This is a genomic window from Bartonella sp. B10834G3, from assembly GCF_016102505.1.
Taxonomy (GTDB): domain Bacteria; phylum Pseudomonadota; class Alphaproteobacteria; order Rhizobiales; family Rhizobiaceae; genus Bartonella; species Bartonella choladocola.
In genome coordinates, this window is the sequence record NZ_JACFOM010000001.1 from 1,015,579 (window position 1) to 1,029,932 (window position 14,354).

The 14,354-nt window shown below is 46.6% G+C and carries 13 protein-coding genes; 9 read left to right on the forward strand and 4 right to left on the reverse strand.

Annotated elements, in window-relative coordinates; all coding sequences use genetic code 11:
* Position 1 precedes the first annotated feature (1 nt).
* Both H3S94_RS04420 and tsaD read right to left on the reverse strand, forming a co-directional pair.
* Entirely contained in the window at positions 2-991 is a 990-nt protein-coding gene (locus tag H3S94_RS04420; protein ID WP_198240379.1) for an NAD(P)H-dependent glycerol-3-phosphate dehydrogenase, read from the reverse strand.
* Positions 988-2,064 carry a tRNA (adenosine(37)-N6)-threonylcarbamoyltransferase complex transferase subunit TsaD gene (gene tsaD, locus H3S94_RS04425; RefSeq protein ID WP_198240380.1) on the reverse strand — a complete coding sequence of 359 codons (1,077 nt, stop codon included), beginning with the start codon at positions 2,062-2,064 and terminating at the stop codon, positions 988-990. Before tsaD ends, H3S94_RS04420 begins: the two co-directional genes overlap by 4 nt.
* 273 nt (positions 2,065-2,337) lie before the next feature.
* On the opposite strand from tsaD, the gene H3S94_RS04430 reads away from it, so the two are divergent.
* From H3S94_RS04430 to H3S94_RS04450, 5 genes are all read left to right on the forward strand, one after another.
* Positions 2,338-3,024, forward strand: a complete 687-nt coding sequence (locus H3S94_RS04430; RefSeq protein WP_198240381.1) for a uroporphyrinogen-III synthase — start codon at positions 2,338-2,340, stop codon at positions 3,022-3,024.
* A 90-nt stretch (positions 3,025-3,114) separates the two neighbouring features.
* Entirely contained in the window at positions 3,115-4,584 is a 1,470-nt protein-coding gene (locus H3S94_RS04435; protein WP_198240382.1) for a COG4223 family protein, read from the forward strand.
* Positions 4,585-4,600: 16 nt separating this feature from the next.
* Positions 4,601-6,166, forward strand: coding sequence for a heme biosynthesis protein HemY (locus tag H3S94_RS04440; RefSeq protein ID WP_198240383.1), 1,566 nt, complete (start codon positions 4,601-4,603; stop codon positions 6,164-6,166).
* Positions 6,167-6,457: 291 nt separating this feature from the next.
* Positions 6,458-6,946, forward strand: coding sequence for a TerB family tellurite resistance protein (locus H3S94_RS04445; RefSeq protein WP_198230345.1), 489 nt, complete (start codon positions 6,458-6,460; stop codon positions 6,944-6,946).
* Positions 6,947-6,960: 14 nt separating this feature from the next.
* Positions 6,961-7,707 (forward strand): glutamine amidotransferase, encoded by a 747-nt coding sequence (locus H3S94_RS04450; RefSeq protein WP_198240384.1) that lies wholly within the window; start codon positions 6,961-6,963, stop codon positions 7,705-7,707.
* A gap of 48 nt (positions 7,708-7,755) precedes the next feature.
* Here the strand turns inward: H3S94_RS04450 and H3S94_RS04455 are convergent, their stop codons facing one another.
* Positions 7,756-8,274 (reverse strand): gamma-glutamylcyclotransferase, encoded by a 519-nt coding sequence (locus H3S94_RS04455; protein ID WP_077994195.1) that lies wholly within the window; start codon positions 8,272-8,274, stop codon positions 7,756-7,758.
* A gap of 141 nt (positions 8,275-8,415) precedes the next feature.
* Between H3S94_RS04455 and H3S94_RS04460 the strand changes: the two genes are divergently transcribed.
* The 3 genes from H3S94_RS04460 (at position 8,416) to H3S94_RS04470 (ending at position 11,471) form a co-directional block, all read left to right on the forward strand.
* Entirely contained in the window at positions 8,416-9,453 is a 1,038-nt protein-coding gene (locus H3S94_RS04460; RefSeq protein WP_198240385.1) for a DUF2125 domain-containing protein, read from the forward strand.
* A 414-nt stretch (positions 9,454-9,867) separates the two neighbouring features.
* Positions 9,868-10,743 carry a pyridoxal kinase gene (pdxY, locus tag H3S94_RS04465; RefSeq protein ID WP_198240386.1) on the forward strand — a complete coding sequence of 292 codons (876 nt, stop codon included), beginning with the start codon at positions 9,868-9,870 and terminating at the stop codon, positions 10,741-10,743.
* A gap of 86 nt (positions 10,744-10,829) precedes the next feature.
* On the forward strand, positions 10,830-11,471 hold the full coding sequence (locus H3S94_RS04470) for a carbonic anhydrase (protein ID WP_198240387.1): 642 nt from the start codon (positions 10,830-10,832) through the stop codon (positions 11,469-11,471).
* 180 nt (positions 11,472-11,651) lie between these two features.
* On the opposite strand, the gene H3S94_RS04475 is transcribed toward H3S94_RS04470, so the two are convergent.
* The gene (locus H3S94_RS04475) at positions 11,652-12,470 is read right to left on the reverse strand and encodes a lytic transglycosylase domain-containing protein (RefSeq protein ID WP_077994184.1); all 819 of its coding nucleotides are present in this window, start codon (positions 12,468-12,470) and stop codon (positions 11,652-11,654) included.
* A gap of 319 nt (positions 12,471-12,789) precedes the next feature.
* Between H3S94_RS04475 and ffh the strand changes: the two genes are divergently transcribed.
* Positions 12,790-14,334: a signal recognition particle protein gene (gene ffh / locus H3S94_RS04480; RefSeq protein ID WP_077973207.1), complete on the forward strand. Its 1,545-nt coding sequence runs from the start codon at positions 12,790-12,792 to the stop codon at positions 14,332-14,334.
* Positions 14,335-14,354: the final 20 nt, after the last annotated feature.

Genomic DNA, 14,354 nt, shown 5'->3' on the forward strand with positions numbered 1-14,354 from the left:
TCTAATCCTCCGATTTCAATGGGCGAGTTATAAGTGCGGTAACAGCCTGATCGATGGTGATACGTCTGTCAAGCAGGTTGGCGACAGCATCAATAACCGGTGCAACGATATTTTTTCTTTTGCATAAATCGGCAGCACCGGGTGCGGTAGCAACGCCTTCCGCCAGTTTCAAACCATCTGTCGATTTCCCTTGTCCAAGTGCAAAACCATAAGAAAAATTACGCGACTTCGACGATGAACAGGTGAGGATAAGATCGCCCAATACCGAAAGCCCTGTCATGGTTTCGGCTTTCGCGCCCATAACCTTTCCGATACGGCGCAACTCGGCAAAACCGCGGGTTACAAGAGCGGCTTGTGCACTTGCTCCCAAACCTCGCCCCGCAGCCGCACCGGCAGCAATAGCAAGAACATTTTTCAACGATCCGCCAATTTCTACGCCCACAATATCATCACTTGCATAACAACGGAAAACCGGTCCCGAAAATACATTGGCAATCTCGCGGGAAAGGTCGATATTTTTTGCAGCAATGGTTACCGCCGTCGGTAAACCACGGGCGACATCTTCGGCAAAACTGGGTCCGGAAAGAACAGCTAAACTGTGATCGGGCAAAATATCTGCAACAATGTCGGACATAAAGCGTCCGGTTTTTTGTTCTATGCCTTTGGCGCACAGAACAATCGGTGTCTTTTCGGGAATGAAGCGGGCAAAACCGGTCAAGGCAGAGGCGAAAACCTGTGCCGGAATAACCGCAAGGACAAGATCGGCAGAAGAAAGTGCACTTCCTGCATCTGTTGTCGCAGAAATGCCGGAGGGTAAAACCACATCCGGAAGATAATAGGGGTTGATGTGCTGGCTGTTAATTTTTTCAACGGTTTCGGGATTGCGCCCGTAAAGCGAGACATTGTGCCCCAGATTACGAGACAGAACAGCAAGCGCTGTCCCCCATGCGCCACTTCCCATCACGGCGATTTTTTTGGAAGTTTTGGTCACGCTTTGGCTCCCCGTCGTCCGGCACCGATCAATGGCGATGACTGTTCATCAAGTGGCCAGCGCGAACGCGGGGCAATATCGAAGGATGAATAGTCGCCGTGAATAAAATGTTGTAGCCCTGCATAGGCAATCATGGCCGCATTGTCGGTGCAAAGGCCGATTGGTGGTGCGATAAATCTGAACCCGTGCGCATCGCACAATTGTTGCAAACAATTTCTTATGGCTTTGTTTGATGCAACGCCACCGGCAACCACGAGGCAAGCCTCTTTATCAGGATATTCGTTTTTGAAAACGGCAAGTGAACGTTCGACACGGTCGCTTAGTGTATCGGTCACAGCAAGTTCAAAACAGGCTGCAATATCGGCAATATCTTTGTCGCTTAAAGGTGCCATCTCCAGAGCAATTTGTCGTACCGCAGTTTTAAGACCGGAAAATGAAAAATCGAGCCGTTTTTCACCCTTCAACGGTCTTGGCAGTTCTATTCTTTGATTATCGCCCTGAGCGGCCAGTTTTTCGATAATCGGTCCACCGGGATAGGGAAGGCCAAGAAGCTTTGCGGTTTTATCGAAAGCTTCCCCCAATGCATCGTCAATAGTTGTGCCAAGGCGTTGATAATCACCCAATCCTTTGACCAGAATAACCTGTGTGTGACCACCTGAAACAAGAAGCAGAAGATAGGGATAGTCAAGATTATTGGTGAGTTTTGCAGTCAGCGCATGGCCTTCCAGATGATTGACTGCAATAAAGGGCTTGTTTGCCGCAAGAGCCAGTGCTTTCGCCGTCATCAAACCCACAATCAATCCGCCGATAAGTCCAGGGCCACCTGTTGCGGCAATGGCATCAATATCCTGAAGTCCGGTGTTTGCTTCCTCAAGGGCACGTTTGACAAGCCCGTCAAGAATTTCGACATGCGCGCGTGCAGCAATTTCCGGAACAACGCCACCATAAGGAATGTGGTCTTCAATCTGGCTCCAAACGATATTGCTCAATATATGTGCTTTGTCGCCTTCGTCACGTTCGACAATAGCGGCCGCCGTTTCATCACAACTCGTTTCAATTCCTAAAACACGCATTTTGCGCCTCAAGCACCTTTCCGAAAGCCGTTTCAAAGATATTTTCCATTATGGTTTTGAACGTAATCTTGTCTGTCACCAAGATCATTAGCAAAGTTGTTATCAGGACAATCAATTGTCAGTTTTAGCTTTTTTGGCTATCATGAAAACAACGATTTTAAAACCGGTTCTATCAAATAACCAGTTCTATCGAATAGAATTTGCCATGTTATAAAGCAAAAAGATAAATCCGGATTTATCTTTCGGCTTTTTTAAGAAATGGAGTTTTCCTTTATGGTCATTCTGGTGACGCGTCCTGAACCCGGTGCAACGCGAACCGCCGAACATTTGCGTCGTTTGAATTTCTTTCCCTATGTTTTGCCTTTATCAAAAACCATCGCGTTACCTGCCACCCGTTGCGAGGTTTCATGCGATGCTGTTATTGCCACAAGTGAATCGGCATTTTTATATGCGAAAAGGGATTTATTGGACCAAATTCGCCAAAAACCTCTCTATCTTGTCGGGGAACAAACGGCAGAAGCGGCCAAAAAAGCAGGTTTCACCAATATTGCGGTTGTTGCACCTGATGCACGAACTCTTGGTCATCGAATAGAAAGAGCCTCGACCGATCATCTTCTTTATCTTGCCGGTCATGTGCGCAGACCCGATCTTGAAGACCATTTGCGGCAAAAATACAAATTTTTAAAGCTGATCGAAATTTATGATACAGTACCGATAAGGCTTGATGAACAACAAAAACGTAAGATTCCGCAAAAAATCGAGGCCGTTATGCTCTATTCGGCGATGGCAGCTTCTGGTCTTGAACAAATTGGCGGCTATATTAATCAATCAACGGTACTTTTATGTCTTTCGATGCGTATAGCAAATGCTATTCCGAAAACATTTTTGAATGCACCGATTATAGCATATGAACCGAACGAGAAAGCGATGTTAGAAGGCTTGAAGGCAATATTGGCTTAAACTATTTTCAATATTTTCAGGTGATTTAAACCATTCTTTCATCTCACGCCCATATTCTGGCGAGAGATTAAACAAGGAAAGCGAGGAGCAATGGCAGAGCCTCAAAAACCAAAGGCCAAATCCCGGCATTCGGGGAAAACCCGTAAGCCGCCGGTTGTCGATCTTCACGCGGAAAAGGCCATTCACTCGGAAAAGACCGGTGTTCCGGAAGCCGAGCCTGTCGCTTTTGATGAAAACAATAAAAATTCGATGGCGGAAGCTTCGGGGAAAAACGGGAAAACTGCTGTAGCCAAACCATCATCGGTCGCAAAAGCCGAAACAAAAACATCTGCCACATATAGTGCGGAAACCTCCGCCAATAGAAAAACCACTCCAGTGACCAACAGAGAAAAAAACGAGGTAAAAATGGCAAGTGACCAGACCTCTCGTGCCGATGAAAAAAACAATGGCGCTTCGACAGCTTCGAGACAACAAAAATCCACCGGTGCAAAAACAGGCGGTTTCAGCCATTTTGCTTCAGGTGTTGCCGGTGGTGTTATTGCCCTCATTCTTGGAGCGGGGGTGCAGTGGAGCGGTTTGTTGCCGGCCTTTTCCCGTCAGGATAGTTCCACACAAACCAGATTGGCTGAACTTGAAAACCGGATTTCAAGTCTCAAACAGAATGCGACAGATGGTGCTGCAATTACCGCCGAACTTTCTTCGGAAGACCGCGAAGCACTTGATAAAGTTGTTTCTTCTGTTGGCGAACTCGATAGCAAAACCAATGCAATGGGCGAGCAATTGTCGGGCGTTATCGACAATGTTGAAACATTGAACAATGTTGTCAACTCATTGGGAAGTGATAACGCCAATCCTCAGGCCGCCGAAGTTTTGACAACGAAATTTGATGATATTCAAAACCGGTTGCAATCAGTCTCTGCAATATCGGAAAAATCCGGTGAGGCTTTGGATTTGGCTCATAAAAATGCCGAAGATATAGATCATTTGAAGAATGAGATCGAAGCGGTAAAAAGTGAATTCAAGAACCCTGTTCAGGGGAAGGACATTGCGTCGATAACAGCGGCCAATGCACTTAAAAATGCGATTGATCGCGGTGGTTCCTATGCAGCCGAGCTTGATATGCTCAAAAATCTTGCGCCCGATTTGACTTCGCTCGATAACCTCGAACAATATGCCGATAAGGGTGTTCCCAATCAGGCCGAACTTTCGCAAGAATTTGCCCATGTTGCCGATGAAATTGCCCGAACTGAAAATCAACCTGCAAGTGACGCAGGTTTCGGTCAAAAATTATGGGCAAGTGCAAAAGGTCTGGTTGCTTCCCGTCCGGTCGGAAATGTAGAGGGAGAAAATGCACCGGCAATTGCTGCAAGAATGGAAGTCGCAATTAAAAAAGGCGATAATGAACGTGCTTTGAGCGAGTGGCAGAATTTGCCCCAAAATGCCAAGGATGTTTCATCGGATTTTATAACAAAATTGAAAATGCGGCGTGATGCCGATGCGGTTTTATCGGAGATTTTAAGCAAGCTTATGTCTCCTTCCAAAGCACAAGATTTGAATTAGAGGAGTATTCAGAAAAATGGTTCGCGTACTCTTTTATGTTCTTGTGGTAGCAATTCTTGGTGCCGGATTTGCGTGGATTGCAAACAATCCCGGAGATCTGGTGATGGATTTTGGTTCAAGCCGGGTAACAGTGTCGGTTCTGACAGCCGTGATTGCCTTTGTTCTGCTTGTGGTCATTGTCTTGTTGTTGCTCTGGCTCCTGAAATCTATCTTTTCTGCACCCCATAGGCTTTCGCGTCATTTCGCAGAACAACGGCAGAAAAAAGGTCGTGACGCATTGTCGAACGGGCTGTTGGCAATTCTATCCGGTGATATTGACACTGCAAAACAGATGAACAAACGGGTTGCCCGTTATCTCGATAGCGACAACGAACCTCTGGTAAAACTTCTGGAAGCAAGAACCTTGCTTGCAGAAAACGATGTTCCCAATGCACTTCGCATTTACGAGGAAATGAGCAAGTCTCCGAAAACGAAACTTGCGGGGTTTTACGGGCTTTATCGTGAAGCCATGAGATCGGGCGCTTATGAAGCGGCCGGTCAATATGCAGAAAAAGCAAGTCTCGTTGCTCCTTCGGTTACATGGGCCAATCAGGCAATGCTCGACCGGTTATGCTCGGAAGGGGCATGGGATAAAGCCATTGCGCTGTTTGACCGCGAGGTGAAATCGCTGCCGCGCTCGAAACGGGCAGATAAAAAACTGACGCATAAACGTGTTGTCCTTTTGACCGGTCAGGCAAAGGATATGTTTGAATATTATCCCGACGATGCGCGTAAAACAGCATTGAAAGCCCAAAAGCTCGAACCGTCATTTGTTCCGGCAACATTGGTTGCTGCCGATATTCTCTATCGCCAGCATGAAATCGGCAAAGCTGACAGGCTCATAGAAAATTTATGGAAAACCTCGCCCCATGGTGATTTGGCAAGCCTTTATCTCGATGGCGAAGAACGTGCTGTCGACCGCTTGAAAAAATCGAGAACACTTTTCCAAAAAAATCCGCAAGCCTATGAATCGTTCTATATTGTTGCACGATCGGCTTTTGATGCGGGAGAATTGCAGCTTGCGCGCGATCAGGCGGAAAAAGCGTTAAAAATTGCTCCTCGCGAGAGTGCCTATCTGTTGCTTGCCGATATTGAAGAAGCGCAAAGCGGCGATCAGGGGCGGGTACGTCAATGGTTATCTTTGGCGGTGCGCGCCGACCATGATCCGGTTTGGATGGCGGATGGCAAAATCTTTGAAAAATGGCAACCGGTTTCACCGATCAGCAGCAAATTGGATGTTTTCCGGTGGCAAGCCCCCTCACGCAATCCGGGACTGACTTTAAATCCGGATGAAGTTATACCTCCTGCCATTGAACAATCGCCGAAGGAGGCAAAAAAAGCATCCAATACCGGAAAGAGCGGAGCGCTCAAAGCGGAAGCGAAAATCGGATCGGAAAAAATCGGGAACCATGAAGGGGAAGGAACGCAAGCATTCCACACAAAACCGATAATGATTGTCGATGCTGTTGACCCGTCAAAACCGGAGACACCTGTCGATGTTACGCGCATTAATGTCGACGATCCCGGTGTTCATAAGAAATAAGGTTTGAAAAATTACCAAAAATCGGCCAAAAGTTTGAAAACCGGTTGCAGATGGTTTCCTGTTGGGACGATTGTAAAAATATCGGGTTTCAAACCGGATAAAAAATCTAAAACCGGATAAAAAATCTAAAACCGGATGAAAAACCTAAAACCGGATGAAAAACCTAAAACCGGATGAAAAATCTAAAACGGGATAAAGAATCCGGATAAAGAATAAAGCCGAACGTTTTGTATTTTCTCGTTGAATGGCGTCGTGCCACATCAACCTATTCCGAAAAGGCGAGGGCAGGGATTGATATTAAAGCATCTGACAGATTTTTTACAATCGCTTGCAAATACCAATCACGTGTTTGGCGATGATGACCCACGCGTTGCGGCGGTCGCCCTTGCTTTTCACGTTGTCGATGCGGATGGTCAGGAACAGGGTGTAGAGAAAAAAGTTCTTTATGATATTATTTCCCATGAGTTCGCGCTTGCCGGATCCGAATTGAAGGCATTGATCGAAGCAGGAAAAGCAGCCAATCGTGACAGTCTTGATATATTCCAATTTACCTCGACATTGAAACGCCACCTTACGCGTCAGGAATGTATCAAATTTATAGGATTGCTATGGGAAATTGCATATGCCGATGGTTATATTTACGAATTGGAAGACACACTGATCTGGCGAATTGCCGAAATGATCGGGGTTGACCGCAAGGATCGTCTGGAATTGAAAAAAATGGCGGGGCAAAGAAAACAACTTACGGAAAAACCGGAAGCCCCCATAGAGAATGAATAGGTCGTTTTATTAAAATGTCAGTGGCAGAAGAAAATTTCTACCCGAAAGAAAAAAAGCAAAAAATAGCGGTAGTGTTACATCAGGCCTCTTCAACCACAGGCCGGATCGGGCAAATCTTGCAACGAAACGGGTTTGAACTCAGCATTTATCGTCCGGTGTTAGGGGATTGTCTGCCTGCAACATTGGAAGATTATGCCGGAGCCATTATTTTTGGCGGCCCGATGAGTGCCAATGATAATGAGCCCTTTATCAATCGCGAGATGGACTGGATTTCGGTAGCCCTTAAAGAAAATAAACCGTTTCTCGGTATTTGCCTTGGGGCGCAATTGCTTGCCAGAAATCTTGGCGGGGTGGTCAAACCGCGTAGCGATGGCGAGGTGGAGATCGGGTGGTATCCGATCGAAGCAACCGGAAGGGGCAAAAGTGTTATGGATTGGCCGAAAATGGTTTATCATTTCCATAGCGAAGGCATTTACGATTTGCCGCAGAGTGCCGAACTTCTGGCCAAGGGCAACACTTATCCCACACAAGCCTTCCGCTATGGTGAAAATGCGTGGGGGTTGCAATTCCATTCCGAATTGACACGTGCAATGATGCAGCGTTGGGTGGTGCATGGTGCGGAACGTTTGGAGTTGAAGGGCGCCCAATGTGCAAAATCGCAACTGGAAGGGCGTTTTGTCTATGACCCTGCTTTGCGCCGCTGGATCGAACAGGCACTTGTCAAGATATTCGGCAATCCGGAAAAAACCATCCAATCCTGACCGGTAATATCCGAAGCGGCTTTAAAGGTTGTCGATTATTGGATTTCGTCAATCCTGAAGAAGTTTTGCAAGCTTTTCCAGAGACTTGTCGGGAATGCCCATTTTTCTCAAACTTGCCGCAGTATTAACCACGTAATCAACGTTGGAACCGGCAAGTCCGTGACTTTTGCGGATGATGAGTGCCATATTTTCCGGATCAAGCTTTTTTGCATATTGCTCATGTGATTGATCGGCGACAAAGAACAGCCCGTTGACAACGCGACCGTCTTTCAAATAGATCGGCTTCATCTTTTCGATATAGACACTGTTTACCTGTTCACGTTCAATCAGATAATCGTAGGTTTTTTTAGTATCCTCTACCGGAACGTGGAAAGCCAGCCCGTCGCAACACCCACCGCGATCAAGTCCTAAAACAAGTCCCGGATTTTCTACTGTTCCGCGATAATGGTTGGAATAGATACACAAAGAGCGGTGGTAGCCATAAAGGCGGGCAGGCGACATAAAATCATAGGTAAAACCCGGATTCCACATCAAAGAACCATAACCGAATACCCAAAAGTCGTGCATTTGCTGCCGATCCTTATTCCATGCACCATTATAGACATCGATATATGCACTAAAAAAAGCATAAATGTCTATGGAGATATAAGTTGTTATTCTCTATGATCGGCGAACCGGCATTGATGGAAATTGCGAGAAAACCGAAAGATGACCTCCTCCGACTTTGTGTCTCACCGTAAATCACTCAAGCACAGATATTTGAAACGGGGTATTTTTTCCATTGTCCTGATTGTCGTTCTCTATTCGATTCTCTGGTATTTTCTGGCAGCAAAGGTCGAGGAAAAAGTTTCCGGACAATTGGCAAGCTATAATGAAAACGGCTTTGTTGCGATATGTGAAAATATGCATAAAACCGGCTATCCTCTCAGAATCGGCGTTTCCTGCGACACAGTCAATTTGCAGCAATTGGTCAAAGGATTTGCTTTTTCCGGCGGGAAAATAATTACCGGTGCTCCGGTTTATGCACCCCGCTGGCTGGAATTGTCGCTAAATTCCCCAATATCTCTCGAATTTCCGGGTCTTGTTCCACTTTCTGCCAAGTGGAGTGATATGAAAATTGAAACAGATATGAGCCATCATATCCCCGATGCTGTCAGTTTACGGACTGATGACTTAGAAATTGGAACCAGAACAGATGCCGACCAGCTACAAGACAGAACAACAGGAAAATTTCTGCGTTTTGATGCTCATGGTTTGAATAGCAATCTTGATGCCAGATTGACATTTGTCGATTTGCAGTTGCCTTTGACTGTTCCGCATGAAAATACGGCGATACCGGAAATGAGTGGCGATATTCAATGGACACTCGATGAAGCTTCATCCCTTTTTACAAGTGACGAAAACCACGATATTCCGATCGAGCGACTACGCGGTCACAAAGGTTTTTTGAAATCGTCAACAGTGCGTTTTGCAACCGGCGGGGCGTTAACTGTTTCGGGACCATTTTCCTTCAACGATGAAGGTTACCTCAATGCGAAATTCGACATTGCAATAAGTGACCAGAACAAGCTCATGCAAACGGCCCGTTCAACATTTCCTTCACAATTCGACAATCTCAAAACAATCTTTTTCGCTTTAAGCGCTATGCCAAAGAATGATAAGGGCGATCCGGTTCTGCAACTATCAGTGAAAAACGGTGAAGTGCGATTGGCCTTTTTTAAAATTGGACACATTGATCCGATATGATGACAAAAACAATTTTTAATATCCGATTTGAAATAAATTCAATCATTAAAATATATAAATTGTTTTTTGGAGCTATATGAAGATTTTTAATTCATAAAATAATGATATTGGAATTTTGTATAAAATTTTTATAAATTTATATTTCAAAAAATGATCTTTATAAACTGGTCATATGTAATTTCAGGAACCTAAAGCGACGATAATTTCCAAATGGCGCTATTATAGATTCCTTGACTATTCCGTTTCAGACTATTCCGTTTCAGACTATTCCGTTTCAGACTATTTCGTTTCCGCCCATTCCGGTTCCGCCATTTGATTGCTGGAACTTTGCTGCCGATTGTCACCAATTTCTCACTTGTGGCAAAGTGAAACAGGTTTTAAATAAAAGCTTGTTTTATGAAAAAGGCATTGTTGATGAGCAATTCTGGAAAATCTGTTCTTGTTATTTCAAGTCATGTCATTCGCGGTTCGGTCGGCACACGTGTGAGCGTCAATGCTCTCGAACAAATGGGATATGCTGTTTGGGATATGTTGACAGTCAGCATGACATGGCAGCCGCGCCATGGTCCTTCCCACCGGCTGATCGTTCCGGTAGCCGATTTCAAAGCCTGGGCGGATGATATTATCCGCTCGAAATGGGTGGGTGAAATTGCAGCAGTCATGACCGGCTATTTCGGAAGTGCCAAACAGATCGAGATTACCGCCGATCTTATCAAAACGCTCAAACAGAAAAATCCGCATCTTGTCTATTTTTGTGATCCGGTTCTGGGGGACGAAGGCGGGCTTTATGTCGGGGAAGACATCGCCAAAGAAACAGTCGAAAAACTGTTGCCGCTTGCCGATATTCTGAAACCCAACCGGTCGGAACTTGAATGGATTGTGTCGAAAAAACTTGATACCAATCACGAGATTATTGAAGCTGCACGAAAAACGGGTTGCAAGACAACTCTTGTTACTTCTGCATGGCCACTTTTAAAAAACGCCACCGGCAATCTGCTTGTGACCGATAAATCCATCCTGCTTGCCGAACACCCGTTGGTGAGGGATCCGGTCAACGGGCTTGGTGATCTCACAGCGGCACTTTTCCTTGCCCGTATTCTTGATGGTGACAATGAAGAAGATGCTCTCCGTTTTGCCACGGCTTCTGTTTATACCATGCTCATGGAAACAACGAGGAACAATGGTTACGAATTGATGCTTGAAAGCGGGCTGCACCGGCTTGGCACACTCGCCGAGCGCGTTACGTTGCGCTATCTCAAAGATACGGCAGAAGTGGCAAAAAACAAATAAAAGGCGGGAACAACGAAAATTACCCAGTGATTGTTAAGTGAAGTGATTGCCCAGTGATTGCCCAATGATTGCCAAGTGACTGATTGATGATGGATTTCCCTGAAAAGCTTTTAAACGGCTATCATATATTTATGAAAAGCCGTTTTACTCATGAGCGCGAGCGCTATAAACAATTGGCTTATGAAGGGCAAAAGCCCGAGACCATGGTCATAGCGTGCTGCGATTCGCGAGCTGCACCGGAAACTGTTTTTGATACCGATCCGGGTGAGATATTTGTTATGCGCAATGTTGCCAATCTCGTGCCGCCATTTCACCCTGACAAGGAATATCATGCAACTTCGGCAGCGCTGGAATTTGCTGTCCAGTCTTTAAAAGTCAAAAACATTGTTGTACTTGGCCACGCGCGTTGTGGCGGCATACGCAATGCACTTGACCTTGATGGAGCACCCCTTTCATCGGTCGATTTTATCGGTAAATGGATGGGGCTATTGACACCGGCTGCCGAAGCGGTTGCAACCAATACATTGATGACATCGGGTGAACGTCAAACCGCACTTGAGCGGATTTCCATCCGCTATTCAATCAATAATCTGCGCTCCTTCCCATGGATAAAACGACGGGAAGATCAGGGAAAGCTTGCCCTTCATGGAGCGTGGTTCGATATTGCGACAGGCGAATTATGGATTATGGACAGGCGTACCGGTGATTTTATCAGGGCAGAAGAATAATCTTTGCGGCAGTCCGTTTCAAACCGGTCGCGTTGTCGAACAAAAGTTTTATAGAAAAAGCCCGCCGGATTGGCAGGCTTTCAAGACTTTAACAAATATGACTTTTATCGCCACTTTATAGTTATTGCCGGATAGCGGAATGGAAAAATACCATTTGCCATGAAACGGCAAGGCGCTTCATCAATTGCCGTCTATCTGTTTACCCATAATGGCAATCGACTGCTGGTAAACGCTTGCATCATTCCAACCTTGAATGGCGGCGAAATTGGGTTCTCCCGGTTGATAGCCCTGTCCCGGTTTCCAACCATGGTTACGCAAGAAATTGAATGTCGAAGCAAGTGCGTCGGCTTTCGAGTTAATCATGTCAATGTGACCGTTGCCATCACCATCGGCGCCATAAAGCAGAACATTTTTCGGCAAAAATTGGGTTTGTCCGATTTCGCCATGCATCGCACCGATAGAATTCGGGTCGAAATCTCCGCGGTCAATCAGCTTTAAAGCGGCATAGAGTTGGTCGGTAAAAAATGCGCTGCGCCGACAGTCATAAGCCAATGTTGCAACGGCGGACAGCGTATGTTGTTTACCCATATAGGAACCGAAGCTCGTTTCCATTCCCCAAATGGCAATCACCGGACCGGATGCAACACCGTATTTTTTCTCAAGCCGGTCGAACAGTGCCGCATTCTGCTTTTTCATCACTCTGCCACGGGCAACAATGGTTGACGAGCCGCGTTTTTTCATGAACTGGTCAAGGCTCAGTTTGAAACTTTTCTGGCCACGGTCTGCATTGATGGTCGCCTGCGCATAATGCACATTGTTCAACGCGGCTATGCCCTGTTTGCCGATTCCGTTTGCGGCTGCTTCCTGTTTGGTTGCCTCTACCCAGTTTTCAAAACCGGCCGAAGTGTTTCCGCATTTCGGAGCCGCGACGGCAACTCCTGTGGTTGCGGCAAATGCCAAGCCGATAAAACCGGCCTTTATCGCTCTTTTACAAAACATTCGAGACATTAGAGCTGTTCCTTCTTAAAACCTGACTTTTGTGTAAGGTAAAATGTACTTTACCGCTTATAACAAGTTGGTTCTGAAACCAAGTGGGATTACACTTTATCAAATACAATATGCTTAAACCTTGACAAGATGCTCCTTTTGCTGTTTTAAGACGCTTTAAATCTGCGACAAGCTTATCAGACTTGGAGCCACCGACCGGGACCCGTAACGGTATAAAGAGATCCCGGAGGTCAACATCCGACAGCGCGATGCGCCCTCGGGTGGGTGTTTTGTTTGGTTCGGGTTTGTTGGCTTATTAAAGAGGTAGACAATGTTTGATTCCTTACAGGAACGTCTGGGCACTATTCTGAACAATCTGACAGGGCGTGGAAGCTTGTCGGAGCAGGATGTTGCAACCGCTCTGCGTGAGGTCCGTCGTGCGCTGATTGAAGCCGATGTTGCACTTGATGTTGTGCGCTCCTTTACCGACCGTGTCCGTGAAAAGGCGGTTGGTGCCAATCTCTTGAAATCAATCAAACCGGGGCAAATGGTTGTCAAACTCGTTCATGACGAGTTGGTGGAAATGCTTGGCACAGAAGGCATTTCTATCGACCTCAATGCACCTTCACCGGTTGTTATCATGATGGTCGGCTTGCAAGGTTCAGGTAAAACCACAACTTCGGCAAAAATTGCCAAACGCCTCACTGAAAAACAGAACAAGAAAGTCTTGATGGCTTCTCTTGATACGCGCCGTCCGGCAGCGCAGGAACAATTGCGCCAGCTCGGCGAACAGATTCATGTGCCGACATTGCCGATTATTGCCGGACAGACACCTGTCGAAATAGCTGCCCGTGCTGTTCAGGCTGCCAAACTTGGCGGTCAGGATGTTGTTATTCTCGACACGGCCGGTCGCACCCATATCGACGAGCCGCTTATGGTTGAAATGGCCGATATCAAGGCCAAATCCGCACCGCACGAAATCCTGCTTGTTGCCGATAGTCTGACCGGTCAGGATGCTGTCAACCTTGCCCGTTCATTTGACGAGCGTGTGGGCATTACCGGTATCATATTGACACGTATGGATGGTGACGGGCGCGGTGGTGCTGCCCTTTCCATGCGCGCTGTAACCGGCAAGCCGATCAAGGCCATTGCAACCGGCGAAAAAATGGAAGCGCTGGAAGAATTCCATCCGCGCCGCATTGCCGATCGTATTCTGGGCATGGGCGACATTGTTTCGCTCGTTGAAAAAGCCGCCGAAACAATAGATCAGGAAAAAGCAGCCGCACTTGCCAAAAAAATGCAGAAGGGCAAATTCGACCTGAGCGATTTGGCCGAACAGCTCAAGCAAATGAAAAAATTGGGTGGCATGGGCGGCATTCTCGGCATGATGCCGGGCATCGGAAAAATGAAAGACCAGATTGCCGCTGCCGGTCTTGACGACAATCTTTTTAACCGCCAATTGGCCATTATTTCTTCCATGACCAAAGAAGAACGTGCCAATCCCGATCTTTTGAAACATAGCCGCAAGCAACGCATTGCCAAAGGTTCGGGTACCAATGCGGCCGACATCAACAAACTTCTCAAAATGCATCGCCAGATGGCCGACATGATGAAAATGATGGGCGGCAAAGGCAAAGGTGGTCTGATGCAGAAGATGATGGGCGGCATTGGCGCCAAATTGGGATTTGGCGGTTTGGGTGGTGGTCTTCCCGACCTTTCGTCAATGGATCCCAAGCAATTGGAAAAAATTCAGAAACAGGCTGAAAGTGCAGGCCTTGGAAACAAACTTCCCGGTCTTGGTGGCGGGACATTACCCGGACTGCCGTCAAGCGGAACGAAATTCCCAGGGCTTCCCGGCCTGCCGAAAAAGCATTGAAAAACGAAGAAACGTTGAAA